This is a genomic window from Streptomyces sp. NPDC029138, from assembly GCF_055564375.1.
The window spans coordinates 59,068-82,319 of record NZ_JBVHWM010000036.1 but is presented as its reverse complement, the minus strand read 5'-3'; the positions used below and the strand labels follow the sequence as shown (position 1 = coordinate 82,319).

Genomic DNA, 23,252 nt, shown 5'->3' with positions numbered 1-23,252 from the left:
TGGGTCACGCCCGAGAAATCACCCGTCCCTAGGGTCGAGACCAGCGTGTGCCACCGCACTGGCCGCACGAACGATCTACCACCCCGGCGAGGACGGTCGGGAGTAGGAGGAGCTGGATGTTCCAGAACGCCGACGAGGCCAAGAAGTTCATCGCGGACGAGGACGTCAAGTTCGTCGACGTCCGCTTCTGCGACCTGCCGGGCGTCATGCAGCACTTCACGGTGCCCGTTGAGGCGTTCGACCCGGACGAGGAGCTGGCCTTCGACGGATCGTCGATCCGTGGTTTCCAGGCCATCCACGAGTCCGACATGGCTCTGCGTGCCGACCTGACCACGGCCCGTGTGGACCCGTTCCGCCGCGACAAGACCCTCAACATCAACTTCTTCATCCACGACCCGATCACGGGCGAGCAGTACTCCCGTGACCCGCGCAACGTGGCGAAGAAGGCGGAGGCGTACCTGGCGTCGACCGGGATCGCGGACACCGCGTACTTCGGCCCCGAGGCCGAGTTCTACGTCTTCGACAGCGTTCGTTTCGCCACCTCCGCGAACGAGTCCTTCTACCACATCGACTCCGAGGCGGGCGCCTGGAACACCGGCGCCCTGGAGAACAACCGTGGGTACAAGGTCCGCTACAAGGGCGGCTACTTCCCGGTGGCGCCGGTCGACCACTTCGCCGACCTGCGCGCCGAGATCTCCCTGGAGCTGGAGCGGTCCGGCCTGAAGGTCGAGCGCCAGCACCACGAGGTGGGCACGGCCGGCCAGGCGGAGATCAACTACAAGTTCAACACCCTGCTCGCCGCCGCCGACGACCTCCAGCTCTTCAAGTACATCGTGAAGAACGTCGCCTGGCGCAACGGCAAGACCGCGACCTTCATGCCGAAGCCGATCTTCGGTGACAACGGCTCGGGCATGCACGTGCACCAGTCGCTGTGGAGCAACGGCGACCCGCTGTTCTACGACGAGGCCGGTTACGCGGGCCTGTCGGACACCGCCCGCTACTACATCGGCGGCATCCTCAAGCACGCCCCGTCGCTGCTGGCCTTCACCAACCCGACGGTGAACTCGTACCACCGTCTGGTGCCGGGCTTCGAGGCGCCGATCAACCTGGTGTACTCGCAGCGCAACCGCTCCGCCGCGATGCGTATCCCGATCACGGGCTCCAACCCGAAGGCCAAGCGCGTCGAGTTCCGCGCGCCCGACTCCTCCGGCAACCCGTACCTGGCCTTCTCGGCTCTGCTCCTCGCGGGCCTGGACGGCATCAAGAACAAGATCGAGCCGGCCGAGCCGATCGACAAGGACCTGTACGAGCTGGCTCCCGAGGAGCACGCGAACGTCGCCCAGGTCCCGACCTCGCTGAACGCCGTCCTCGACGCCCTCGAGGGCGACCACGAGTTCCTCCTCCAGGGCGACGTGTTCACGTCCGACCTGATCGAGACGTGGATCGACTTCAAGCGCACCAACGAGATCGCCCCGCTCCAGCTGCGCCCGCACCCGCACGAGTTCGAGCTGTACTTCGACGTGTGACAGACGCGCTGACGCGCTGACCGAGGCCCCGCCGCTCCCCCGGGACGGCGGGGCTTCGGCGTTCGCCGGCTCAGTCAGCGCGGACGCCGACGGTACGACGACACCTGGCGGCCCGCGTCGCGCACCCACCGAGTACCGGAGCCGTTTCCGCCGCTCCGGCTGACCGGCTTGCGCTCCCGTGCAACCTTTCCCGCTTCCCAGGCTTCCTATTGTCGGGAGATCATCCCTCCGGACCGTGTCGGACGAGAGAGGTTGAACGGGGATGCCGGAACAGAACGACTGGGAGCGCGAGTTCGATCACACCTGGGCGAACTCGGCCGAGCACAAGGAGCCCTCCGCCCGGGCCCGGATGCTCGCCGCCCGCTGGAAGGAGAACCCGCCGGACCCGGCGCCCTTCCGCGCCGACCCGGACCCGGCGCCGCGCCGGTCCTCCTGGGTCTCGACGGCCGTGGTGCTCGGCTGTGTGGCCGTGGTCATCGTGCTGCTGGGGTACGCGCAGATGCGCTCTCCGTACTGACCCTTTGCCCCGCCTAGAGCGGTTCCGGACCACTTCATGGGAATCGGCAGGTGCACACTGGACAGCGGGACGAGTGCCTGACTGCGGGGTGATGCAAGATGCAGAGCCGGTTCCGGAGCGATCGGCGACTGACCGTGCGCATGGGTCTCACGCTGTTCCTGCTCGGGCTGCTGTACGTGGGCTTCGTCGCCGCGCTGATCGTGCTGCTGAAGTCCTGGGTGCTGGTCGCCGTCCTGATCGGGGCGCTGTTCGTGGCGCAGTTCTGGTTCTCCGACCGGATCGCGATGTTCGCCATGCGCGGGCGGGTCGTGGAGCGGGAGGAGTATCCCGAGCTGCACGCCGTGGTCGACCGGCTGTGCGCGATCGCGGACCTGCCCAAGCCGGTGGTCGCCGTGTCCCGGATGGACATGCCGAACGCGTTCGCGACCGGGCGCAGCGCCGAGCACGCGGTCGTCTGCGTGACCACCGGGCTGCTGCGCCGGCTGGAACCGGCGGAGCTGGAGGGCGTGCTCGCGCACGAGCTGTCGCACGTGCGGCACAAGGACGTGGCCGTGATCACGATCGCGTCGTTCCTCGGGGTCCTCGCGGGCCTGATCGTGCGGTTCGCCCTGTACTCCCAGGTCTTCGGCTCAGGCCGCCGGGACCAGAACACGGCCGCGGTCTTCGCCGCCGTCCTGGGCGTCTCGGCGGCCGTGTACGCGATCAGCTTCCTGCTGATCCGCTCGCTGTCCCGGTACCGGGAGCTGGCGGCCGACCGCGCGGCGGCGCACCTGACCGGCCGGCCCTCGGCGCTGGCGGCGGCGCTCACCAAGGTCTCCGGGGACATCGCGCGGATCCCGACCAAGGATCTCCGCACGGCCCAGGCGTTCAACGCGTTCTACTTCACCCCGGCGACCGGCCGGGAGCCCGGCATCGAGCGGTTCTTCTCCACGCACCCGACCCTGGAGCAACGGCTGGAGCAGCTGGGCCGTATCTCGGCGGAGCTGGGCGAGGCCGCCACCCCCGGGAAGGCGGGCTGACCGGTGGGGCTGCTGGACATCCTGCTGGGCCGGACCAAGCCGGTCGCGCCCGATCTCGACCAGCTGTTCGCGCTGCCGTCGGCGGCCGTGACGCTGGAGGCGGCGGCCGGTTTCACGCCGACCGGGGACGGGGCCGTGTGCTTCGCCACCGTGGAGGGCGCGGCCTTCGAGCAGATCCACCGAGAGGTGCAGGCGCTGCTGGACGCGGACACCGACCGGACCGGTCCGCCGGTGGAGCTGCGCCGGGACGCCTACGGCTACTCCTGGCTGGTGTCCCGGCGCTCCCCCGGCCAGCTGCCCGAGCTGGTCAACGATCTGCACGCGGTGAACAGTTCGCTGGAGGTCAACGGCTTCGGCCCGCAGCTGCTGTGCTCGCTGGCCGGTTTCACGGACGGCACCGGCCGGAAGCTGGCGCTCGTCTACCTCTACAAGCGCGGCACGTTCTATCCGTTCGCCCCGCTGCCGGGCGCCGCCGAGCGGCGGGACACCGCGCTGGAACTCCAGCTGAAGGCCACGCTCGGAAACGACCTGCGGATCGAGCAGGATCTGGGCCGCTGGTTCCCGGTGTGGGGCGCCCCCGGCCTGTGACGGCCGGTGACGCCCCCGCTCACTTCCCGCTCTTCTCCCGCTGCTGCCGCCGGGTCTCGAAGGGCCGCTCACGGCGGTAGCGGCGCTCCCACCTGGCCTGCCGGTCCCGGCGGTCCCGGTACGCCCGGTAGCTGTCGGGCGGGGCGCCAGTGCCGGCCGGCGGGGTGGTGCGGGGCGAGCCGCGGCCCTGCGTCGCGTACAGATACAGCAGGGCGACGGCTGCGAGCCACCAGAGATGGTTTCCGATTCCGAGGATCACCAGGACGACGGTCCCGGTCGCGAGAATGCCACGCATGACGGACCTCCGTGGGGTGAGTCGAGTGGTTTGCTTCCGTTTGCTCAGCGTAGGGAGGCCGTGACGGTCCGTGCACCCCGTTTTTCCGGGGCGCGGGCGGCCGTGAGTGAATGGCCCGCATGGACGAACTCACCGCTTTCAGCTACCAGTACGACGGTGAACGGCTCAGCGGGGTGAGCGCCGGACTGCCCGGCCGGACCACGGCACTCCTGCTGCACGGCGCGGGCAACGGCAGCAAGCAACGGCTGCTGCCGCTCGTGTCCGACTTCGCCGCCCACGGCTGCCGCGCCCTGGCGTTCGACTTCTCCGGCCACGGCGAAAGCTCGGGCGCGCTCGCCGAGTTGAGCCTGCGGCGACGGTACGAGCAGGCGGTCGCGGTGCTCGACGCGCAGGTACCGGGGGACGACCCGCTGATCCTGGTCGGGTTCAGCATGAGCGGGCAGACGGTGGCGGACCTGGTACGGCACTACGGGCGCCGGGTGGCGGCGGTGGGCCTGTGCGCGCCCGCCGTCTACACGCCCGAGGCCTGGGACGTTCCGTTCGGCACCGGCCAGGGCCGCTTCTCCGAGCTGATCCGCACGCCCGACAGCTGGCGGAACTCCCCCGCCCTGGCGGCGTTCCGCTCGTACGAGGGCCGGGCGGTGCTGGCGGTCCCGGGCACGGACGCGGTCATCCCGCCGACGGTGACACACGCCGTCCAGGACGCGCTCTCGACCCGCGCCCACTACACCCGCTTCGACCTCCCCGACGCCGACCACATGCTGGGCCTCTGGCTCCACGACCACCCCGAGGACCGCCGAGAGTTCGTGAAGACCCTGCTGTAGCCGCCCCGAGGGACGCGGGACTGTATCCACACGCGGCTCCGCCGCGCGGGGCGCCGCCCCGCTCAGCGAGCAGGCACAGCTCCGTGCGCGTATCGCGCCCCAAGGGCGCGCTGGGCCGTATCGACATGCGGCTCTGCCGCGCGGGCGCGACCAGCCACGACGGCGCGGCACCGACGACGGGCCTTCGCCCCGCGCGCATTGTCAGTGGCATCGGCGACCATGGCGACAGCGCATCGTGAGCCGAAGGGGAGGCCGGCATGGCGGAGGAACGGCGGTACATCGACGTGGCGGAGCGGCGGGCTCGGCTGGCGATGCGGCATCGGCTGGCCGGGACGGCGCGGGCCTTGACGCCCGAGGAGGTGGCCGCCTCCCTGGTCGCCCTGCACGGCTCGGACCCGGCGACGGTGCACCTGGCGGTGGCCGCCCGGCTGACCGACCCCGCGAAGGCGGTGCCGGAGACGGAGCGGGCGCTGTACGAGGACCGCACGCTGGTGCGGATGCACGGCATGCGGCACACGGTGTTCGTGTTCCCGGCGGACCTGACGGCCGTCGTCCACGCCTCGACGGGCCTCGCGGTGGCCGCCCGTGAGCGCGCGAGCCTGCTGCGGGACATGGCGACAGCCGGCGCCCCGGACGCGGCGTGGCTGGCGGAGGTCGAGGAGGCCACGCTCGCCGCGCTGGCCCGGCGCGGGCAGGCGACGGCGGCGGAGCTGGCGGCGGACGAGCCCCGCCTGCGCGAGCGGTTCGTCTACGCGGCCGGGAAGAGCTACGAGGGCGTCCACACGGTCTCCACCCGCCTGCTGCGCGTGCTGGGTGTGGAGGGCAAGGTGGTCCGGGGCAGGCCGCTCGGCTCCTGGACGTCGAGCCAGTTCCGCTGGGCGCCGGCGCCGCCCCACCCCGAGCTGGACGTGGCCGAGGCGCAGGCGGCCCTGCTGCGCCACTGGCTGCGGGCGTGCGGCCCGGCGACCGAGGCGGACCTGAAGTGGTGGACGGGCTGGCCGGTCAGGGAGGTCCGCCGCGCCCTGTCGGCGATCGGCGCCGAGGAGGTCTCCCTGGACGAGGGCACGGGGTACGTCGGCGCGGGTGACGCGGAGCCGGTGACGGGCCCCGGCGCGCCGTGGGCGGCGCTGCTGCCCGCCCTGGACCCCACGGCCATGGCCTGGCAGCAGCGCGACTGGTATCTGGACCCGGCGCTGCGCCCCGTGCTCTTCGACCGCAGCGGCAACGTGGGCCCGACGGTGTGGTGGAACGGCCGGGTGGTGGGCGGCTGGGCCCAGCGTGCGGACGGTGAGATCGTCTGGCACATCCCCGAGGAGAGCGTCCGCCGGGAAGCCTCGGCCGAAGTCACGGCGGCAGCCGAACACCTGCGCAACTGGCTGGGCGCAACCCGCATCACCCCCCGCTTCCGGACACCACTGGAACGGGACCTGACGGCGTGACAGTGCCGGGTGATGGGCGGCTGGAACCAGCGTGCGGACGGCGAGATCGTCTGGCACATCCCCGAGGAGAGCGTCCGCCGGGAAGCCTCGGCCGAAGTCACGGCGGCAGCCGAACACCTGCGCAACTGGCTGGGCGCAACCCGCATCACCCCCCGCTTCCGGACACCACTGGAACGGGACCTGACGGCGTGACAGTGCCGGGTGCCCCGCGCCGGTGACGCGGGGCACGCGGCCTCACGGCCGGCTCAGCGCGAGTAGCGCATCAGCGCCCGCACCATGTGGCACGTGGTGTCGGACGGCGGGCGCATCCCGATCCGCTCCGCCGTGCTGCGGATCGTCTCGTTCCGGGCCTGGTCCGGCAGATACACCCCGGAGTCGAGCAGGGCTATGGCCAGGCGCATGGCCTTCAGACGCCGGTTGTGCGTGACGTACCACTCGCGCGGCCGTCCGGCCGGCAGCGGTCGCTTCGCCACGGGCTCGTAGGGCGAGTCGAGCAGCACGGAACGCTTGGCGGTGGACTGGGTCGGCAACGGCTTCGGCTTCAGGGCGGCAGCGGGCACAGGCATCCTCCTGTCGCGGTCAGGGCACACACCGGGGTCCGGCGCGCATCCTCGAACACTGCTTCTATTCTACGGGCCACCACTGACAAAAGCCCCTGGCCACAAGGGCTTTCGGGGCTCCAGTGACGGGGGTGCAGAACGGTTTTCGCGTACCGTGTGCGGCATGGAGATCTGGATCAATCCCGCCTGTTCCAAGTGCCGCAGCGCGATCAGCCTGCTCGACGCCGAGGGAGCCGAGTACACGGTTCGGCGCTACCTGGAGGACGTGCCGAGCGCGGACGAGATCAGGGCCGTACTCGACCGGCTGCGCCTCGAACCGTGGGACATCACCCGCACTCAGGAGGCGGTCGCCAAGGAGCTGGGGCTCAAGGAGTGGCCGCGCGACGAGAACGCGCGCGACCGGTGGATCACCGCGCTCGCCGAGCACCCCAAGCTGATCCAGCGCCCGATCATCACCGCGGACGACGGTACGGCGCTGGTGGCCCGCAGCGAGGAGGCCGTACGGGAGGCCCTCTCCCACAGCGGCAAGGGCTGAGGCTGGCTCAACTCCGGCGTGACACAGGTCACTTCACTGACTCCTGTAACCGCTGAGTAACCTCGTTCGGTATCTCGTACATAGCGGCGTACGCTCCCCTACCTCTTCAGGAGGCGCGCATGTCGCGCAGGAGAACTCTCGGTACGAAGAAGAAGCTCGCGCTGCTCGTCAGCGCCGCGGCGGTGGCGGGCGGCGGGGCCTTCGCCCTGGCGTCCACCTCGAACGCCGCGCAGAGCCCGCAGAACGCCAGGACGCTGTCCGCCGGGGACTCGACCGTCTGCCAGGGGCTGGCCACGGCCCTCGGCAACAACGAGAAGTTCATCGCGGACCAGAAGGCGAAACCGGACGCGCAGTCGGCGGCCCGTATCGCCAACCGGCAGGCGGTCATCGAGCAGATCAAGGTCCAGCAGAAGGCGTCCGGTTGCACCGTTGGGGAGTCGGCTCAGGGCTCCCAGGCGGCGCAGGGCGGCGACGCCGGGCCGGGCGCGGGTCAGCAGAGCGGCGGTCAGCAGGCCGGGGGCGCCCAGCAGGGCGCCGACCAGCAGGCCGGGGGCGCTCAGCAGGGCGCCGGTCAGCAGGCCGCCGGCGCGCAGGTGTGCAAGGGCTCCACCGTGACGCTCTCCGGCGAGGGCGGCGCCCCGGCCGCGTCCAGCAACCAGTTCCCGGCGGGGACGACCCTGAAGGTCACCAACCTGGACAACAACAAGTCCACCACGGTGAAGGTGACGTCCGTCTCCGGCAGTTGTGTCCTGCTCAACAACGCCGCCTTCGAACAGGTCCGGGAACCGGGCAAGTTCCTCATCCGGCGCGCGGTGATCGAGAAGGTGGGGTGAGGTTCAGGGAGACGACAGGAAATCGGTGAGGTGGCGGATCAGGGCCGACGGTGCCGTCTGCGGCAGCGCGTGGTGGGAGACGTCCGGCAGTACGGCCGTCTCCGCGTGCGGCAGCAGCGCACCGGCCCGCGCCACCACTTCACGAGGGTCATGGGTCCTGCTGTTCGCGGCCACGAGCAGCAGGACCGGCACCCCGAGGGCGCGCAGCGCGTCCGGCGCCGGCCGGGGACCGGTCACCGGCTTCGCGGCCGGGAACCCGGCGGCGGCCTCCTGGAGCGCCAGCCAGTCGGGGTCCAGCGCCGCTCCCCGGGTCTCCCACTCCAGAAAGGCGCGGACCCTGCGGGGTGCGGGCCGCAGCAGCATCGGCAGCGCGTGCAGCAGGTACGCCGTCTTGAACCCGGCGAAGCACTGGGTCGGGTCCAGGAGGAACAGACGGCGCACCCGGGCGGGCGCGCGCAGCGCGTGGTGCAGGGCGATCCAGCCGCCGTAGGAGTGGCCGCCGATGTCGGTCACGGTGACGCCGAGGCCGTCCAGGACGGCGTCCAGCCAGTCGGCCAGGTCGGCGACCGTGCGGGGGTGACGGTCGCCGGCCCGGCTCAGCCCGGGCGCGCCGGGCAGGTCCACGGCGTGGACCCGGCGGATCCGGGCGAGGCCGGCGGCCTGCGCGTACCAGGAGGCGGAGGTCGCCGCGCCACCGCCCGGCAGCAGGAGCAGCGGCGGCGCGTCGCGCGGGCCGCAGACGTGGACGTGGGCCTCGCCGAAGGGCGTGGCGACCGTCAGCGCCTCCCGGTCGGCGGGCCACTTCGCCATGACCTTGTCGTACGCAACCCGGTACGCCTCACGGTCGTGTCCGGCCATGGCGCCTCCCCCTATCATCTCGCTCAGCAAGATATTCGCCGAGCGAGATGATAGCCGGGAGGCTCCGCGTGTCCACCCCGTCCGGCCCCGCCCCGGGGCCCGAGCTGGAGATCGTCCACCTGCTGCGCGCCGCCACCGTCGAACTCGGCCTGCACAGCGCCCGGTTCGCGCACCGGAACGGCATGCATCCCACGGACGTGCGCGCCCTGATCGCGCTCATGGACGCGCGGCGGGCGGGCGAGGAGATGAGCGCCGGGCGGCTCGGCGGCGTGCTCGGGCTCAATTCGGCGGGTACGACCGCGCTCGTCGACCGGCTGGAGCGGGCCGGGCTGGTGCGCCGGGCGCGCGGGGAGCGGGACCGGCGCAAGGTCGTGATCGAGGTGGAGGACCGCGCGGTGCAACTCGGCTGGGCCTTCTTCGGGCCGCTGATCGAGCGGTCGGTGGAGCTGCTGCGCGGCTGTGACGACCACCAGCTGGCGGCGATCCGGGACTTCCTCACCGGCGTACGGGAGGCCGCCGCCGAAGCGGAGTGAGCAGCCCGTACATCACCCGGCGCCACCTCACCACGTGAGCCTGGGCACGGAACCACCAGGTAACACGGGGTTCACAGAGGAGCAATGGCCGGGAAACGGCCTGTTGACAGGCTGCCCGGCAGATCGAGCGGCGCACCGGTGCCGCAGCGCCGCAGCACCCCGCGTGCACCCGACCACCCCCGAAGGATGTGGCCCCGTGACCTTCAAGGCTGAGTACATCTGGATCGACGGCACCGAGCCGACGGCCAAGCTGCGTTCCAAGACGAAGATCATCACGGGTGCTCCGGCCGGTCTCGACGCGCTGCCGATCTGGGGCTTCGACGGCTCCTCCACCAACCAGGCCGAGGGCCACTCCTCGGACTGCGTGCTCAAGCCGGTGTTCACCTGCCCGGACCCGATCCGCGGCGGCGACGACGTACTGGTGCTGTGCGAGGTGCTGGACACCGACATGAAGCCGCACCCGTCCAACACCCGCGCCGCGCTGGCCGAGGTCGCCGAGCGGTTCGCCGCGCAGGAACCGATCTTCGGCATCGAGCAGGAGTACACCTTCTTCGACGGCTCCCGCCCGCTGGGCTTCCCCGAGGGCGGCTTCCCGGCCCCGCAGGGCGGCTACTACTGCGGTGTCGGCGCCGACGAGATCTTCGGCCGGGAGATCGTCGAGGCCCACCTGGAGAACTGCCTGAAGGCCGGCCTCGGCATCTCCGGCATCAACGCCGAGGTCATGCCGGGCCAGTGGGAGTTCCAGGTCGGCCCGCTCGCCCCGCTGGAGGTCTCCGACCAGCTGTGGGTGGCCCGCTGGCTGCTGTACCGCACCGCCGAGGACTTCGGCATCTCCGCGACCCTGGACCCGAAGCCGGTCAAGGGCGACTGGAACGGCGCGGGCGCGCACACCAACTTCTCCACCAAGGCGATGCGCGAGGGCTACGACGCCATCGTCACCGCGTGCGAGTCGCTCGGCGAGGGCTCGAAGCCGCTGGACCACGTCAAGAGCTACGGCGCCGGCATCGACGAGCGGCTGACGGGGCTGCACGAGACCGCCCCGTGGGACAAGTACTCCTACGGCGTCTCCGACCGCGGCGCCTCGGTCCGCATCCCCTGGCAGGTCGAGAAGGACGGCAAGGGCTACATCGAGGACCGCCGCCCGAACGCCAACGTCGACCCGTACGTGGTGACCCGCCTGCTGGTGGACACCTGCTGCGCCGCGCTGGAGAAGGCCGGCCAGGTCTGATCCGTCCCGCCGTACTTGAGGGGCGCCCGCCGTCACGGCGGGCGCCCCTCGCGCGTTGAGCCCCGTCCGCACCCGCCGCTGTCCGAGCAGTGAGACGGAGATCCAGCCACGGACGGGCCGTGGCGGGCCGCTGACCAGGGCGGCAAGCCGGGGTTCGGGGCGGGTGCGACGTCAATTTCACGCCAGGGAAGCGTCCAAGCAGTGAGAGAAGGCTCCTGCCCGGCGCACGCCTCTGCTTCAATGGGCGTATGGCCGGCTTCCAGCAGATCACCGCGACGGGTCGCCACGACCTCGAGCCGTTCTGGCCTTCCCGTCAGCACCACGACTTCGACCGTGTGTGTTGCCGCGCGATGAACGCGCGGGCCCTCTAAAGCCGTACACCCCGGCCTTCGGCCAGCGCGGAACGACGTACGTCCTCCGGCGCGCCCGACCACGAATCGCGGCCGCCGCACCTCCCGACGAACTCCTCGCGCGAAAGAGCTGACCTCTCATGGCGACCTCCCGTTCCCTGTCCACCGCCACCCTGACCGCCTCCGCCCCGAACGGCACCCGGCACCGGCTGCGCGCCGTCGACCGGGACGAGGTGGTGGACGTCGCGGACTTCCTGCCGCCCGGCGCCACCTGGCTGCCCGCGCCGCAGCACGCCCTGCCCACCCTGCCGGGCCAGCCGCCGATGGTCGGCTACCTGGTGCTGGTCCCCGCCGACCAGCGGCCCCCGTTCCTGCCGGTCGCGGTCCCGGACCAGCCGCAGGCCGAGACGGACCCCGGCACCGAACCACTGGTGCGGATCGACCCCGTGCGGCGCACCGCCGACGTCGCCGGCCGTGAACTCGACCTGACCTACCTGGAGTTCGAGCTGCTCGCGCACCTGGTGGCGCATCCGCACCGGGTGCACACCCGCGACCAGCTGGTCACCACGGTGTGGGGCTACGGCCATGTCGGCGACGGCCGCACCGTCGACGTCCACATCGCCCGGCTGCGCCGCAAGCTGGGCGCCGAACACCGCCAGACGATCCAGACGGTACGCCGGGTCGGCTACAAGTACACACCCCCGACCCCCCGCTGACCGCCCCACCGCCGACAGGGCGCCGGCCCCCGCGGACCGGCGCCCCGCCGACCGCTCCGACCCAACGGAGGTCCCGGGCTCCGCCGACCGCTCCGACCCGACGGAGGTCCCGGGCTCCGCCGACAGCTCCGACCCGACGGAGGTCCCGGGCTCCGCCGACCGCTCCGACCCGACGGAGGTCCCGGGCTCCGCCGACCGCTCCAACCCGGCGGGGACCAGGGCTCCACCGACCGTACGGCCCCGGTGGGAGTCCCGGCGGCTACACCGACCGTACGGCCCCAGTGGGAGTCCCGGCGGCTCCGCCAACCGCTCCAGCCCCGGCGAGATCCCGGCCCCCGCCAACCGCTCCAGCCCCGGCGAGATCCCGGCCCCCGCCAACCCCTACGTCCCGGCGGGACCCCAGCCCCCGCCAACCGCTATGTCCCGGCGGGAACCCCGGCTCCACCGACCGTACGCCCCCGTGGCGCCCCGGGCTCCGGTCTCCCCACGCCAACGCCCCCCACCGGCCGTTCTGCCCTCGGCAGAGCCCCGCGCCGCCGTTGTCCCGAGCGGGCACGATGACGGTATGAGGCTTCTGGTGCTGGGCGGGACGGAGTTCGTGGGGCGGGCCGTGGTGGAGGCCGCGGTCGGGCGGGGCTGGGAGGTGACCGTCTTCCACCGGGGACGGCACCAACCCCCGGCCGGGGTGCGGTCGTTGCACGGTGACCGCACCGCGCCCGACGGTCTCGCCGCCCTCGCGGCGGACGGAGGCGAGGGCTGGGACGCCGTGGTGGACACCTGGTCGGCCGCCCCACGTGCCGTGCACGAGGCGGCCCGGCTGCTGCGCGGCCGGGCCGGACGGTACGCGTACGTCTCCAGCCGGTCGGTGTACGCCTGGCCCTGGCCGCGCGGCGGCGCGGAGGACGCTCCGCTGGTCGAGGGCGCCATCGCGGACGCCGAGGCGACGGACTACGCGCGCGACAAGCGCGGCGGCGAACTGGCCGCCGTCGGGGCCTTCGGCGCGGCGGACTCGCTGCTGGTCCGGGCCGGGCTGATCCTCGGCCCGTACGAGAACGTCGGCCGGCTGCCCTGGTGGCTGACCCGGATCGCCCGTGGCGGCCCGGTCCTGGCCCCCGGCCCGCGCGAACTGCCGGTGCAGTACGTCGACGTGCGCGACCTCGCCGGGTGGCTGCTCGGCGCGCTGGAGCGCGGGCTGTCCGGGCCGTACAACCTGGTCAGCCCGCCCGGCCACACCACCATGGGCGAGCTGCTCCAGGCGTGCCTGCGGGTCACCGGCGCGGACGCGGAGCTGCGCTGGACCGACCCGGGGGTGATCCTGGAGGCCGGGATCGAGCCGTGGACCGAGCTGCCGGTGTGGGTGCCGCCGGGCGGCGAGATGTACGACGCCGTGCACTGCGCGGACGTGTCGCGGGCGGTGGCCACGGGGCTGGTGTGCCGGCCGGTGGACGAGACCGTCGCGGACACCTGGCGGTGGCTCACGGAGATCGGCGGCACCGCACCCCAGCGACCGGACCGCACCCGCAAGGGCCTGGACCCGGAGGTGGAGGCGAAGCTGCTGGCGCGGGCCGGGGGTGTACCTGGCACCACCCTCCAAGAGGGGCCCTCGGACGACTGACCGGGCCGCGGCCGTCGGCGAGACTGGCGGCATGAACACCGACAAAGACAGAGCCGCCTTCCGCGCGAGGGCCAGGGAGGCGCTGCTGGCCGCCGTGCAGGGGCTGGTGCTGGCCGTCGTGGTGCTGCCGTGCGGTGTCGCGTTCCTCGTGCTGACCCTCGTCTCCGTCGCACTGATACCGCTCGGCGTCGGCCTCGTCACCACTCCGGCGATCCTCACCGGCGTACGGGCGCTGGCGGACGCCCGCAGGAGGCTCGCGGCACAGTGGTGCGGAATCCGGATACCGGCGGTGTACCGGCCGCTCCCGGAGAGCGCCAACCCCTGGAGCCGCACCGTCGCGCTGCTCCGGGACCCGCAGGTACGGCGGGACGTGCTCTGGCTGCCGGTGGACATGACCGCGGGTTTCGTCACCGCGCTGCTGCCGGCCGTGCTGGTGTTCTTCCCGGTCCAGGGGTTCCTGGTGGGCGCCGGCCTGTGGCGGGCGTACGTCCGCGAACCGGGCGACGTCTACTGGTACGGCTTCGTGCCGGTCACCGGCCAGGTGACGGCCCTCGGCGCGGCCGCGCTCGGCGCCCTGGTCCTCGCCGGCACCTGGCGCCTCACTCCGCGCCTGCTCACCGCGCACTTCACGCTCACCCGGGCCATGATCGGCGCCTCCCGTGCCGCACTCGCCGAGCGGGTCGAGGTGCTGACCGAGACCCGGCGGGACGCGGTCGACACCTCGGCCGCCGAGCTGCGCCGCATCGAACGGGACCTGCACGACGGGGCCCAGGCCCGGCTGGTCGCCATGGGCATGGACCTCGGCACCGTCGAGATGCTGGTCGAGCGGGACCCGGCGCAGGCGAAGAAGCTGATCGCGCAGGCCCGCCGGAACTCCGCCGAGGCCCTGGAGGAGCTGCGTGACCTGGTGCGCGGCATCCATCCGCCGGTCCTCGCCGAGCGCGGGCTCGGCGACGCCCTACGGGCGCTGGCGCTCCGGCTGCCGCCGGTCACGGAGGTCGCCGTGGAGCTGCCCGGCCGCGCGGACGCGCCGGTCGAGTCGGCGGCCTACTTCGCGGTCAACGAGCTGCTCACCAACGCGGTCAAGCACTCCGGCGCCGACCGGGTGTGGGTCGACGTGCACCACACCGACGGCCGGCTGCGGGTGACCGTCACCGACAACGGCCGGGGCGGCGCGGTGGTCGGCGCCGGCTCGGGGCTCGCCGGGGTCGAGCGCCGGCTCGGTACATTCGACGGCATCCTGGCCGTCAGCAGCCCCGCCGGCGGTCCCACCATGGTGACCATGGAGATCCCGTGCGTGTTGTCCTAGCCGAAGACCTCTTCCTGCTGCGCGACGGGCTGGTGCGGATGCTTCAGGCGTTCGGCTTCGAGATCGCGGCGGCGGTCGAGTCCGGACCGGAACTCGCCCGGGCGCTGGAGGAGTTGAACCCCGACATCGCGGTGGTCGACGTACGCCTGCCGCCGACGCACACCGACGAGGGTCTGCAATGCGCGCTCGCGGCCCGGCGGGCGCGGCCGGGCCTGCCGGTGCTGGTCCTCTCCCAGCACGTGGAGCAGCTGTACGCGCGCGAGCTGCTCGCGGACGGCACCGGCGGGGTCGGCTATCTGCTGAAGGACCGGGTGTTCGACGCGGAGCAGTTCATCGACGCCGTACGGCGGGTGGCGGCCGGCGGTACGGCGATGGACCCGCAGGTGATCCAGCAGCTGCTGGCGCGGCGGTCGGCCGGCGAGACGCCGCTCGGCCGTCTCACCCCGCGCGAGCGGGAGGTGCTGGAGCTGATGGCGCAGGGCCGGTCCAACGCGGGCATCGCGGCACAGCTCGTGGTGACGGAACGGGCGATCGCCAAGCACACCTCCAACATCTTCAGCAAGCTCGGACTTGAGGTGTCGGACGACGACAACCGGCGCGTCCTGGCGGTCCTCGCCCATCTGGACCGGGACCGCTGACCTGCCAACTCCCTTGTTCCTGTGAGGAATTCGCGGGACCGGTGAACACCTCTGGGGCGGGGTGCGTATGTAGGGGCGCCGCTTCACTCCTGTCGGGCGCCTCGATGCTGCCCCGCAAGGAAGTCAGAGGAGTTCCATGGGACGCAACACACGAAAACGCCGTACGCCGCTGGCCACCAAGGCCATAGCCGCATCGGCGGCCCTAGCGCTCGGTGGGGGCGGGCTGATCTGGGCGAACTTCTACGCCTCGGCTCACGAGTCGGACAACCAGTCGTGGGGAGGCAACCAGACAAAGGCCGCGACGGCGCAGGTCGCGACCATCTCCTGCCCGGACGTGGGCCAGAAGCTCACCAACGTGCCGGCGCAGGCCCGTACCGAGGTCGCCGGGGAACTGGCCAACCTCGACCGCCAGATCACCGACGCCTACCAGCGTCTGGCGACCACCCGGGACGCGCAGGCCAGGGACGCGAGTTTCGTGCAGAACTCCATCCTGCAACCGCTCCAGGACCGGCGGAAGGTGATCCTCGACCGGATCAAGCTGGAGATCACCCGCGTCGGCGGCACGGCTCCCGGCAGCCTGGACACCCTGGCCACCTGCACGGCGCAGAACGCCAACCAGACCACCGCCGACGGCCAGCAGCAGAACGGCGGCCAGCAACAGGGTGGTCAACAGCAGGGTGACCAGCAGCAGGGTGACCAGCAGCAGAACGGCGGTCAGCAGCAGGGCGGCCAGCAGCAGGGTCAGAACGGCCAGCAGGGCAACATCGGCGGGCAGGCCGGCAACGGCCCGGTCGCGGCCGACTTCGTGGACATCACCAAGGTCCAGGCGAACGTCAAGGCCAAGCCGCGCGCCGGCCGCAACGCCTCGACCGGCACGTTCTCCACGCGCTGCGGTGTGAACGCCAACAAGAACCACAACACCGACAACGTGATCGTGGCGCCCGGTGTGGCCAACGGCGCCCACCACCTGCACGACTACGTCGGCAACCAGAAGGTCAACGCCTTCTCCAGCAACCAGACGTTCCTCCAGGCCGCCACCAGCTGCCAGAACCAGAACGACCTGTCGTCGTACTACTGGCCGGTGGTCCGCGTCCAGGACGGCACGCAGGACTTCGACCAGAACGCCGACGGTGGTGGCAAGGAAGGCAACGTCGGCCGCATCCTGACCCCGGTGCAGGCACAGATCAAGTACGTGGGCAGCCCGCGGAGCAAGGTCGTGGCGATGCCGCAGTTCCTGCGGATCATCACCGGTGACGCCAAGACCACCACCAACGGTCTGGCCAACGCCAACGCGCACTGGAGCTGCACCGGCTTCGAGAACAAGGTCCAGCTGACGACGCAGTACCCGATCTGCCCGCAGGGCAGCAAGGTCGTGCGCACGTTCGCCTTCCAGAGCTGCTGGGACGGCCAGAACGTCGACAGCGCCAACCACCGCACGCACGTCGCGTTCGCCGACGCCAACGGCAACTGCCAGAACGGCTTCAAGGCGATCCCGCAGCTGACCATGCGGCTCGTCTACGACATCACCCCGCCGACCGTCCAGAACGGCCAGGTGAAGAACGCCTACGCGGTGGACGGGTTCCCGGAGCAGCTGCACAAGGCGGCCACGGACCACGACGACTTCATCAGCGTCACGAAGAACGGTCTGGCCAACAAGATCGCCAACTGCGTCAACCGCGGTCAGAACTGCTCATGATCCCGTAACGGGCCCACAGCAGAAGGCCGGTGACGAATCCCCCCCTCGTCACCGGCCTTCGTCGTGCTCGGACAGGCTCGTCAGCCGCTGTGCGCGTGGTGGTCGGCGCCGTCCTCCAGGTCGCCGCCGAGTGTGCCGCGCAGCGCCTCGACCACCCCGTCGTCGCCGACGGCGACCCACTTGCGGCCGACCAGGTAGTGACCGCCGTAGTCCTTCGCGTCGTTGATCCACTCGCGCTGGCCGCGGTCGGTGGCGAAGGTGGCGAGGATGAACTTTCCCTCTCCGGTACGGCAGATGGCCTGGCGGATCTCGTCGGCGTCGGTCTGCATGTTCGGCTCGCACTTCACCTCGGCGGCCAGGTGCTCCAGGCTGCCGGTCGCGGTGGGCGGCACGGACTCCGTCTTCCCGCCCGAGCCGCAGCCCGCCAGCGTCAGTACGGCCGCGGCGCCGAGCAGCAGTCCTGTCAACCTCATCTGTTCCTCCGGTCTGGTGTGCCAAGCATGCGTCAGCGCCTTCGGATACGGCTCCCGCGCGCGCCGCGCTCAAATCCGGTGACCGGGCGCGCACGGCTGTGCGAGGGTGACGCGGTGAACCAGAACTGGGAAGACCGCGTGACCGCCGCCTGGGCCTCCTTCGACGAGTATCCCGAGGAGCGCGCGGACGAGTTCCGCGCGCTGATCGACACCCTCGTCGCCGAGCTACCGGACGACAGCCCGCTCGGCCCCTTCGAGCGGGCCTGCGCCTGGGACTCGACGGGGCACTCCGACAAGGCGGCGCCGCTGTACCGGGAGGCGCTGGCCCGCGGCCTGACGGGCTACAAGGCCCGCCGGACGAAGATCCAGCTGGCCAGCTCGCTGCGGAACATCGGTCGGGCCGAGGAGGGCGTCGAGCTCCTCACCCCCGAACTGGAAGCGCCCTCCGACGAGTTGGACGACGCGGTACGGGCCTGTCTCGCCCTGTGCCTGTCCAGCCTCGGCCGCGACCGCGAGGGCCTGTCCCTGGTGCTCGGCGCGCTCGCCCCGCATCTGCCGCGCTACCAGCGGTCGATGGCGAACTACGCGCGCGCCCTGGTCGAACCCCAGGTGTGAACCACTCGTCCGGCGGTGACCTACCGCCGGCTCGCTCGTTCTCCCGGACGTGCAGTCACAGGATGTATCCCAGCGTCACGCACCCTCCCCCGCCGGGAGCACCGGCCCGGTCGACATCGAGCAGGCCGAGGCCGCGCTCGTCGAGCACTACCCCCGGCTGGTCCGGCTCGCCTACCTGGTGCTGCCGCCGGGTCTCGGCCGCAGCCGCCGGGTCCTGACCGCACACGCCCTCGCCCAGCGCGCCCTGCCCCGGGGCCGCAAGCAGCCGCCCGTGATCCCGGCCCAGGGCTCCGGCCGGGAGGGCGACCCCGGGTACACCTATCTGCGCGAGCGGGTGCTGCGCACGGCCCTGGAGGCGGCCCGCCCGCGCACGGGCCTGCCCCGGCTCGCCCAGTTGCCGCCGCCGCTCCCCCAGGTGTGGGGCCTCAGGCTGTTCCCGCGCTCCGGCGGTGCCGACGAACTCGCCCTGGATCAGCGGCTGTCCGCCCTGTCCGGCCCGGCCCGCGCCGCCTACGTCCTGCGGGGCCTGGAGAAGCTGCCCGACCCGGACATCCGCGACCTCCTCGGCGCCGCCGGGGTGACCGACCCGGGTGGCGCGCTGGCCGCGGCGAACGGTGTGCCCATGCAGCCGGGGCTGCTCTCCTCCCCCGAGTTCGACCCGTGCTCGTTGCAGGCCCGGCCCACCGATCTGATGCGCCGCCGCCAGCACACCAAGGCCGTCCTCGCCGCCGCGGCGGCGCTCGCGGTGTGCGGCGCGCTGGTCGCCCTGCCGGGCGGCGGCTGGGGCCCCGACGGCGCCGCCGCGCCATCGTACGCTGAGAACCCGGCCGCCGAGGCCGCCCTCGACCCGGGCAAGCTGACCCGGGCCGCCCCCTCCGCCTGGCGGACCTCGGCCCGCACCGACTTCTCCGTGTGGCCCGCGCGCGGCCCGCTCACCGGCGACAAGGCCCTGCTGCGCCGCGCCCTCGCCGTCTGGGCCCGCCCCGGGGAGACGGTCCGCGTCTCGGCGACCCCCGGCACCCAGACCGGCGGCCCGGCCGGCCCGCCCCAGCTGCTGTACGCGGGCGAGGTCGACGCCGCCCGTGTCGTGATCCTCTACGACGGCCTGCGCATCGCCCGCTACGCCGAGCCGAAGAACGGCACGCAGGGCGCGGCGCTGGACTTCGCCCGGGTCGACGGCGCGACGGGCGCCGGGGCGAGCGCGCTGGTGCTCGGCCGCTCGGACGGCAACGTGCGCTATCTGACCGCTCCTTGGGTGACGAAGGCCGCTCAGCGGGACCTGACGAAGCCGGACTCGGCCGCGACGCCGCTCACCCTGGCCGACGGTGTCACCGCGCCGCTGGCCAGCCCGGCCGTGCGGACCGGCGGCTGCACCTCGTGGACCGTGCTCCAGCTGACCGACGCCTCCGGCACCCGGCTCACCACCGACCTCGGCGAGCTGGTCCCGGCCCATCTCACGGCCGGCCGGCCCGGTGCGGCCGGGGAGGCGTCCGGTGCGCGGGGGCTGCGCACCTGGGCCCCGTTCGCCTGCTCCCTGGCGGCCGAGCGCTCGTCGGGCATCCGGAGCGTGAACGCCTGGAAGTTCGCCGAGCAGCCGCTGCCCGACGCGAGCGAAGCGGGATGGGGGTCCCCCCGCCCGGGGGGTGGGGGAGGGTCCGGTACGTGGGTGTGCACCCGGGCGGAGACCTGGCGCGGCGACGGCACGGCCGCGCTGGCCCAGTTCCGCACGCCGGGCGGGACGGCCGGGGCGGTCGTCGCCAAGGGCACGGACGTGCCGGCCTGCGGGCCGCGCGATCCTCATGTGCTGGCCGGGGTGCTGTGGAAGTCGGCGGCGGGGACCTGGTACCTGCTGGCGGCGGGCAGCGAGGGGACGTCGTCGATCTCCGCGACGGGCGGGGTCACCGCGTCCGGGCAGGGGCCGTTGCTGGCGGTGAAGGCGGAGCAGGGTGCGCGGGCCGATCTGAAGGGCACCTTGGCGGACGGACGGGAGATCAGCGGGCTGCACTAGCTGACATGAGTGTCAACAAGGTGGCGCGCAGGGCTTCTCAGCGGTCCTACCCGCCAGTACATTGACGCCATGTCCAACAAGCAGGCCCGGGTGCCGCTCAAGGCACGCAAGGTGTCCTTCTCCTGGGACGGCACGCCGTTGCACTGGGTGCCGGGCGATCCCTTCACCACGCACACCATCAATGTGCTGCACCTGCTGCTGCCCGCCGGTGAGCGCTGGTTCGTGCACGTGTACAAGCAGGTGCTGCCGCTGATCCGCGACGACCGGCTCCGCGAGGACGTCATCGGGTTCATCGGGCAGGAGGCGATGCACTCCCAGGCCCACGACGAGGTGCTGCCGCACCTGCGCGAGCTGGGGCTGGACCCGACGCCGTACACCGCGCAGGTCGACTGGTTCTTCGAGAAGCTGCTCGGTGACCGGACCCTGCCGCCGGGCAGGCCGCGCAGGTGGTGGCTGATGGAGCGGGTCGCTCTCATCGCGGCCATCGAGCACTACACGGCGTTCCTGGGGAACTGGGTGCTGAACGCCGGGGAACTGGACCGGCGCGGTGCCGACCCGACGATGCTGGATCTGCTGCGCTGGCACGGCGCGGAGGAGGTCGAGCACCGCTCGGTCGCCTTCGAGCTGTTCCTGCACGTCGACGGGGGGTACGCCCGGCGGGTACGGACCTGGGCCACCGCCTTCACCGCGCTGGTGTTCCTGTGGCAGCGCGGGACGCGCTTCTTCATGGAGAACGACCCGACCCTCGTCGAGGGCAAGGCCACGTTCAAGGACTTCCACGTCCGCGGCAGGCGGGGTCTGCTGCCCGCGACCGGGGACATCCTCAGGTCCGTCCCCCGCTATCTGAGCCGCGGTTACCACCCGTCGCAGGAGGGGGACACCGAGCAGGCCGTCGCCTACCTGGCCGCCTCCCCCGCGGCCACGGCGGCCGAGAAGAGGGCCGCGTGATGCGAAGGCCGCTCACCGTCGCGCTCGTCGCGGGCACCGCCCTGCTCACCCGGCGGGCCCTGCGCCGCCGCGTCCGGGTCTCGCCGCTGTGGCCTCTGCCCGCCCTGGAGGAGCCCACGTCGGGCCGGCCACGCTCGCGGGCACTGCGGCTGCTGGTCACCTCGCACGAGACGGTGGCCGACGGGGTCGTCCGACTTCGGCTCGAAGGCCACGACTTGCCGCGCTGGGAGCCCGGCGCGCATCTCGACCTCGTCCTGCCGTCGGGGCTCGTCCGGCAGTACTCGCTGTGCGGCGATCCCGAGGACACCTCCGCGTACACCGTCGCGGTCCGGCTGGCCGAGAACGGGCGGGGCGGCTCGCGTGAAGTGCACGAGCAGGTGACGGAGGGCATGGAACTTCAGGTGCGGGGACCGCGGAACCGCTTCCCGCTGGTCGAGGCGGAGTCGTACGTCTTCGTCGCCGGCGGGATCGGGATCACCCCGCTGCTGCCGATGCTGCGGGCGCTCCCGGACCGTGCCGACTGGCGGCTGCTGTACGCGGGACGCGAGCGGGCCTCGATGCCGTTCCTGGAGGAGGTCGAGAAGCTGGGCGGCGGCAACGTGACCGTCGTGGAGGGCCGGCCCGATCTCGGCGCGCTGGAGGTGGGCGAAGGGGCGGTTGTCTACTGTTGCGGCCCCGAGGGGCTCATGGCGGCCGTCGCGGAACGCTGTCCGGACGTCCGTCTCGAACGGTTCGCGCCCCGCGCCGACGTCGGCGGCGACACGGAGTTCCAGCTCGAACTGCGCCGCAGCGGGCGGACGTTGACGGTTTCCGTCGACTCCACCGTCCTGGCCGCCGTACGCCGGGAGCTGCCGGACACCGCCTACTCCTGCGAGCAGGGGTTCTGCGGGACCTGCCGGCAGCGGGTGCTGGACGGGGAGATCGACCACCGGGACGAGCTGCTGACGGACGCGGAGCGGCACGACTCGATGCTGATCTGTGTCTCCCGGGCGCGGAGTGATCGCCTGGTGCTCGACATGTGATCACGGGCGGCCCGAACCGATCGGTAAAGTGTTCGCATGAGTACCGGGGTTCGCCGCAGGATGGGCGTCGAGGAGCGTCGGCAGCAGCTGATCGGCGTCGCCCTCGACCTGTTCAGCCGACGCTCGCCCGACGAGGTCTCCATCGACGAGATAGCCTCGGCGGCGGGCATCTCGCGGCCGCTCGTCTACCACTACTTCCCCGGCAAACTCAGCCTGTACGAGGCCGCGTTGAAGCGTGCGTCGGAGGACCTCGCGAGCCGGTTCGCCGAGCCGCGCGAGGGCCCGCTGGGCGCCCGGCTGCTGCGCGTGATGGGCCGCTTCTTCGACTTCGTGGACGAGCACGGCCCCGGTTTCTCGGCGCTGATGCGCGGCGGCCCGGCGGTCGGCTCCACGGCGACCAACGCGCTCATCGACTCCGTCCGGCAGGCCGCGTACGACCAGATCCTGTCGCATCTGGGCGTGACCGAGGCCTCCCCCCGTCTGGAGCTGGTCGTCCGCTCCTGGATCTCGCTCGCCGAGTCCACGGCGCTCATCTGGCTGGACGGCCGGCGCATCCCGCGTGCCGAGCTGGAGAAGCAGCTCGTGCACGACTTCGCCGCGCTGGCCGCCGTCAGCGCCGCCTACGACGAGGACATGGCCGTCCTGCTCCGCACCATGGTGAAGGACGAGCCGGCCGACGGCCCCTTCGCGGAGCTGGCCGGCCGGCTGCTGTCCCTGGCGCCCTGACCTACCGGTCGAACTTCCGGTACGACGGGTCGAGGTCGCGGATCTCGGCGGAGGCGTGCAGGGTGAACGCCGCGTCCGCCACATGCTCGCGGAGCAGTTCCAGAACCGTCTCCGTCAGCTTCGCCTTCGTCTCGTCGCTTCGTCCGGCGAGGAGCCCGATCGTCACGTGCACGACGGCGTGCCCGCGCGCCCCGGGGTCCTCGTACCCGAACACCGTGTGCGCGCTCGGCCGGAACTGCGTCTTGCAGGCCTCCGGCTTCGCCGCCGCGATCTCCACGGTCGCCTCGTGCAACGCCCGGGCGAAGCCCGCGCGGTCGAAGGCGTTCTCCATGGTGTCGGAGTAGTCGATGGTGATCTGCGGCATGCGCACTCCTGTTCTAC

27 protein-coding genes are annotated in these 23,252 nt (G+C 72.3%); 22 read left to right on the top strand and 5 right to left on the bottom strand.

The window, feature by feature from the left end:
* Nucleotides 1–116 precede the first annotated feature (116 nt).
* From glnA to pspAB, 4 genes are all read left to right on the top strand, one after another.
* A complete protein-coding gene (gene glnA, locus ACZ4WH_RS25795) occupies nt 117–1,526 on the top strand; it encodes a type I glutamate--ammonia ligase (RefSeq protein WP_468184506.1) in 1,410 nt (469 codons plus the stop codon).
* Nucleotides 1,527–1,788: 262 nt separating this feature from the next.
* Nucleotides 1,789–2,043: an SCO2583/SCO2584 N-terminal domain-containing protein gene (locus tag ACZ4WH_RS25790; protein ID WP_468184504.1), complete on the top strand. Its 255-nt coding sequence runs from the start codon at nt 1,789–1,791 to the stop codon at nt 2,041–2,043.
* 98 nt (nt 2,044–2,141) lie between these two features.
* On the top strand, nt 2,142–3,062 hold the full coding sequence (gene htpX / locus ACZ4WH_RS25785) for a zinc metalloprotease HtpX (RefSeq protein ID WP_468184502.1): 921 nt from the start codon (nt 2,142–2,144) through the stop codon (nt 3,060–3,062).
* A gap of 3 nt (nt 3,063–3,065) precedes the next feature.
* On the top strand, nt 3,066–3,650 hold the full coding sequence (gene pspAB / locus ACZ4WH_RS25780; RefSeq protein WP_468184499.1) for a PspA-associated protein PspAB: 585 nt from the start codon (nt 3,066–3,068) through the stop codon (nt 3,648–3,650).
* Between the two features lie 19 nt (nt 3,651–3,669).
* On the opposite strand, the gene ACZ4WH_RS25775 is transcribed toward pspAB, so the two are convergent.
* Entirely contained in the window at nt 3,670–3,945 is a 276-nt protein-coding gene (locus tag ACZ4WH_RS25775; protein ID WP_468184497.1) for a hypothetical protein, read from the bottom strand.
* A gap of 119 nt (nt 3,946–4,064) precedes the next feature.
* Between ACZ4WH_RS25775 and ACZ4WH_RS25770 the strand changes: the two genes are divergently transcribed.
* The 4 genes from ACZ4WH_RS25770 to ACZ4WH_RS25755 all read left to right on the top strand — a co-directional run bounded on the left by ACZ4WH_RS25770 (nt 4,065) and on the right by ACZ4WH_RS25755 (nt 6,400).
* On the top strand, nt 4,065–4,769 hold the full coding sequence (locus tag ACZ4WH_RS25770; protein ID WP_468184494.1) for an alpha/beta hydrolase: 705 nt from the start codon (nt 4,065–4,067) through the stop codon (nt 4,767–4,769).
* Nucleotides 4,770–4,852: 83 nt separating this feature from the next.
* Nucleotides 4,853–5,008 carry a hypothetical protein gene (locus ACZ4WH_RS25765; RefSeq protein ID WP_468184492.1) on the top strand — a complete coding sequence of 52 codons (156 nt, stop codon included), beginning with the start codon at nt 4,853–4,855 and terminating at the stop codon, nt 5,006–5,008.
* An 18-nt stretch (nt 5,009–5,026) separates the two neighbouring features.
* Nucleotides 5,027–6,208 (top strand): winged helix DNA-binding domain-containing protein, encoded by a 1,182-nt coding sequence (locus ACZ4WH_RS25760; RefSeq protein WP_468184489.1) that lies wholly within the window; start codon nt 5,027–5,029, stop codon nt 6,206–6,208.
* Between the two features lie 12 nt (nt 6,209–6,220).
* Nucleotides 6,221–6,400, top strand: a complete 180-nt coding sequence (locus tag ACZ4WH_RS25755; protein WP_468184487.1) for a hypothetical protein — start codon at nt 6,221–6,223, stop codon at nt 6,398–6,400.
* A gap of 53 nt (nt 6,401–6,453) precedes the next feature.
* Here the strand turns inward: ACZ4WH_RS25755 and ACZ4WH_RS25750 are convergent, their stop codons facing one another.
* Nucleotides 6,454–6,768: a hypothetical protein gene (locus tag ACZ4WH_RS25750; protein WP_468184484.1), complete on the bottom strand. Its 315-nt coding sequence runs from the start codon at nt 6,766–6,768 to the stop codon at nt 6,454–6,456.
* A 163-nt stretch (nt 6,769–6,931) separates the two neighbouring features.
* Between ACZ4WH_RS25750 and ACZ4WH_RS25745 the strand changes: the two genes are divergently transcribed.
* Entirely contained in the window at nt 6,932–7,303 is a 372-nt protein-coding gene (locus tag ACZ4WH_RS25745; RefSeq protein ID WP_468184482.1) for an arsenate reductase family protein, read from the top strand.
* A gap of 119 nt (nt 7,304–7,422) precedes the next feature.
* A complete protein-coding gene (locus ACZ4WH_RS25740) occupies nt 7,423–8,136 on the top strand; it encodes a hypothetical protein (protein WP_468184480.1) in 714 nt (237 codons plus the stop codon).
* Between the two features lie 3 nt (nt 8,137–8,139).
* Here ACZ4WH_RS25740 and ACZ4WH_RS25735 read toward each other — a convergent pair whose 3' ends face one another.
* The gene (locus tag ACZ4WH_RS25735) at nt 8,140–8,994 is read right to left on the bottom strand and encodes an alpha/beta fold hydrolase (protein ID WP_468184477.1); all 855 of its coding nucleotides are present in this window, start codon (nt 8,992–8,994) and stop codon (nt 8,140–8,142) included.
* 68 nt (nt 8,995–9,062) lie between these two features.
* On the opposite strand from ACZ4WH_RS25735, the gene ACZ4WH_RS25730 reads away from it, so the two are divergent.
* The 7 genes from ACZ4WH_RS25730 to ACZ4WH_RS25700 all read left to right on the top strand — a co-directional run bounded on the left by ACZ4WH_RS25730 (nt 9,063) and on the right by ACZ4WH_RS25700 (nt 17,079).
* A complete protein-coding gene (locus ACZ4WH_RS25730; protein WP_468184474.1) occupies nt 9,063–9,527 on the top strand; it encodes a MarR family winged helix-turn-helix transcriptional regulator in 465 nt (154 codons plus the stop codon).
* Nucleotides 9,528–9,723: 196 nt separating this feature from the next.
* Entirely contained in the window at nt 9,724–10,755 is a 1,032-nt protein-coding gene (glnII, locus tag ACZ4WH_RS25725; RefSeq protein ID WP_468184471.1) for a glutamine synthetase, read from the top strand.
* A gap of 490 nt (nt 10,756–11,245) precedes the next feature.
* A complete protein-coding gene (locus ACZ4WH_RS25720; RefSeq protein WP_468184469.1) occupies nt 11,246–11,821 on the top strand; it encodes a winged helix-turn-helix domain-containing protein in 576 nt (191 codons plus the stop codon).
* Nucleotides 11,822–12,386: 565 nt separating this feature from the next.
* Nucleotides 12,387–13,436 (top strand): SDR family oxidoreductase, encoded by a 1,050-nt coding sequence (locus ACZ4WH_RS25715; protein ID WP_468184466.1) that lies wholly within the window; start codon nt 12,387–12,389, stop codon nt 13,434–13,436.
* A gap of 31 nt (nt 13,437–13,467) precedes the next feature.
* Nucleotides 13,468–14,745: a sensor histidine kinase gene (locus ACZ4WH_RS25710; protein ID WP_468184464.1), complete on the top strand. Its 1,278-nt coding sequence runs from the start codon at nt 13,468–13,470 to the stop codon at nt 14,743–14,745.
* The gene (locus ACZ4WH_RS25705) at nt 14,730–15,383 is read left to right on the top strand and encodes a LuxR C-terminal-related transcriptional regulator (RefSeq protein ID WP_468184461.1); all 654 of its coding nucleotides are present in this window, start codon (nt 14,730–14,732) and stop codon (nt 15,381–15,383) included. The genes ACZ4WH_RS25710 and ACZ4WH_RS25705 overlap by 16 nt, the downstream gene beginning before the upstream one ends.
* A 136-nt stretch (nt 15,384–15,519) precedes the next feature.
* Nucleotides 15,520–17,079 (top strand): DUF1996 domain-containing protein, encoded by a 1,560-nt coding sequence (locus ACZ4WH_RS25700; RefSeq protein ID WP_468184459.1) that lies wholly within the window; start codon nt 15,520–15,522, stop codon nt 17,077–17,079.
* Nucleotides 17,080–17,159: 80 nt separating this feature from the next.
* Here the strand turns inward: ACZ4WH_RS25700 and ACZ4WH_RS25695 are convergent, their stop codons facing one another.
* Nucleotides 17,160–17,552 (bottom strand): hypothetical protein, encoded by a 393-nt coding sequence (locus ACZ4WH_RS25695; RefSeq protein ID WP_468184457.1) that lies wholly within the window; start codon nt 17,550–17,552, stop codon nt 17,160–17,162.
* Nucleotides 17,553–17,648: 96 nt separating this feature from the next.
* On the opposite strand from ACZ4WH_RS25695, the gene ACZ4WH_RS25690 reads away from it, so the two are divergent.
* The 5 genes from ACZ4WH_RS25690 to ACZ4WH_RS25670 all read left to right on the top strand — a co-directional run bounded on the left by ACZ4WH_RS25690 (nt 17,649) and on the right by ACZ4WH_RS25670 (nt 22,871).
* A complete protein-coding gene (locus tag ACZ4WH_RS25690; protein WP_468184531.1) occupies nt 17,649–18,167 on the top strand; it encodes a tetratricopeptide repeat protein in 519 nt (172 codons plus the stop codon).
* Nucleotides 18,168–18,216: 49 nt separating this feature from the next.
* Nucleotides 18,217–20,175, top strand: a complete 1,959-nt coding sequence (locus ACZ4WH_RS25685) for a hypothetical protein (RefSeq protein WP_468184454.1) — start codon at nt 18,217–18,219, stop codon at nt 20,173–20,175.
* Between the two features lie 69 nt (nt 20,176–20,244).
* Nucleotides 20,245–21,123, top strand: coding sequence for a metal-dependent hydrolase (locus ACZ4WH_RS25680; protein WP_468184452.1), 879 nt, complete (start codon nt 20,245–20,247; stop codon nt 21,121–21,123).
* Nucleotides 21,123–22,145, top strand: coding sequence for a PDR/VanB family oxidoreductase (locus tag ACZ4WH_RS25675; RefSeq protein ID WP_468184450.1), 1,023 nt, complete (start codon nt 21,123–21,125; stop codon nt 22,143–22,145). Before ACZ4WH_RS25680 ends, ACZ4WH_RS25675 begins: the two co-directional genes overlap by 1 nt.
* Before the next feature lie 36 nt (nt 22,146–22,181).
* A complete protein-coding gene (locus ACZ4WH_RS25670) occupies nt 22,182–22,871 on the top strand; it encodes a TetR/AcrR family transcriptional regulator (RefSeq protein ID WP_468184447.1) in 690 nt (229 codons plus the stop codon).
* A 1-nt stretch (nt 22,872) separates the two neighbouring features.
* Here ACZ4WH_RS25670 and ACZ4WH_RS25665 read toward each other — a convergent pair whose 3' ends face one another.
* Complete coding sequence (locus ACZ4WH_RS25665; protein ID WP_468184445.1) at nt 22,873–23,235, bottom strand: 5-carboxymethyl-2-hydroxymuconate Delta-isomerase; 363 nt, start codon at nt 23,233–23,235, stop codon at nt 22,873–22,875.
* Between the last annotated feature and the right edge of the window lie 17 nt (nt 23,236–23,252).

What these genes read in the sequence shown, in the direction of transcription:
- ACZ4WH_RS25740 (WP_468184480.1), top strand. Translation starts at nt 7,423, where the DNA reads ATGTCGCGCAGGAGAACTCTCGGTACGAAGAAGAAGCTCGCGCTGCTC.
- ACZ4WH_RS25670 (WP_468184447.1), top strand. Translation starts at nt 22,182, where the DNA reads ATGAGTACCGGGGTTCGCCGCAGGATGGGCGTCGAGGAGCGTCGGCAG.
- glnA (WP_468184506.1), top strand. Translation starts at nt 117, where the DNA reads ATGTTCCAGAACGCCGACGAGGCCAAGAAGTTCATCGCGGACGAGGAC.
- ACZ4WH_RS25675 (WP_468184450.1), top strand. Translation starts at nt 21,123, where the DNA reads ATGCGAAGGCCGCTCACCGTCGCGCTCGTCGCGGGCACCGCCCTGCTC.
- ACZ4WH_RS25735 (WP_468184477.1), bottom strand. Translation starts at nt 8,994, where the DNA reads ATGGCCGGACACGACCGTGAGGCGTACCGGGTTGCGTACGACAAGGTC.
- ACZ4WH_RS25680 (WP_468184452.1), top strand. Translation starts at nt 20,245, where the DNA reads ATGTCCAACAAGCAGGCCCGGGTGCCGCTCAAGGCACGCAAGGTGTCC.
- ACZ4WH_RS25745 (WP_468184482.1), top strand. Translation starts at nt 6,932, where the DNA reads ATGGAGATCTGGATCAATCCCGCCTGTTCCAAGTGCCGCAGCGCGATC.
- ACZ4WH_RS25720 (WP_468184469.1), top strand. Translation starts at nt 11,246, where the DNA reads ATGGCGACCTCCCGTTCCCTGTCCACCGCCACCCTGACCGCCTCCGCC.
- ACZ4WH_RS25715 (WP_468184466.1), top strand. Translation starts at nt 12,387, where the DNA reads ATGAGGCTTCTGGTGCTGGGCGGGACGGAGTTCGTGGGGCGGGCCGTG.
- ACZ4WH_RS25665 (WP_468184445.1), bottom strand. Translation starts at nt 23,235, where the DNA reads ATGCCGCAGATCACCATCGACTACTCCGACACCATGGAGAACGCCTTC.
- ACZ4WH_RS25775 (WP_468184497.1), bottom strand. Translation starts at nt 3,945, where the DNA reads ATGCGTGGCATTCTCGCGACCGGGACCGTCGTCCTGGTGATCCTCGGA.
- ACZ4WH_RS25755 (WP_468184487.1), top strand. Translation starts at nt 6,221, where the DNA reads ATGGGCGGCTGGAACCAGCGTGCGGACGGCGAGATCGTCTGGCACATC.
- ACZ4WH_RS25695 (WP_468184457.1), bottom strand. Translation starts at nt 17,552, where the DNA reads ATGAGGTTGACAGGACTGCTGCTCGGCGCCGCGGCCGTACTGACGCTG.
- ACZ4WH_RS25710 (WP_468184464.1), top strand. Translation starts at nt 13,468, where the DNA reads ATGAACACCGACAAAGACAGAGCCGCCTTCCGCGCGAGGGCCAGGGAG.
- ACZ4WH_RS25790 (WP_468184504.1), top strand. Translation starts at nt 1,789, where the DNA reads ATGCCGGAACAGAACGACTGGGAGCGCGAGTTCGATCACACCTGGGCG.
- ACZ4WH_RS25770 (WP_468184494.1), top strand. Translation starts at nt 4,065, where the DNA reads ATGGACGAACTCACCGCTTTCAGCTACCAGTACGACGGTGAACGGCTC.
- htpX (WP_468184502.1), top strand. Translation starts at nt 2,142, where the DNA reads ATGCAGAGCCGGTTCCGGAGCGATCGGCGACTGACCGTGCGCATGGGT.
- ACZ4WH_RS25700 (WP_468184459.1), top strand. Translation starts at nt 15,520, where the DNA reads ATGGGACGCAACACACGAAAACGCCGTACGCCGCTGGCCACCAAGGCC.
- ACZ4WH_RS25760 (WP_468184489.1), top strand. Translation starts at nt 5,027, where the DNA reads ATGGCGGAGGAACGGCGGTACATCGACGTGGCGGAGCGGCGGGCTCGG.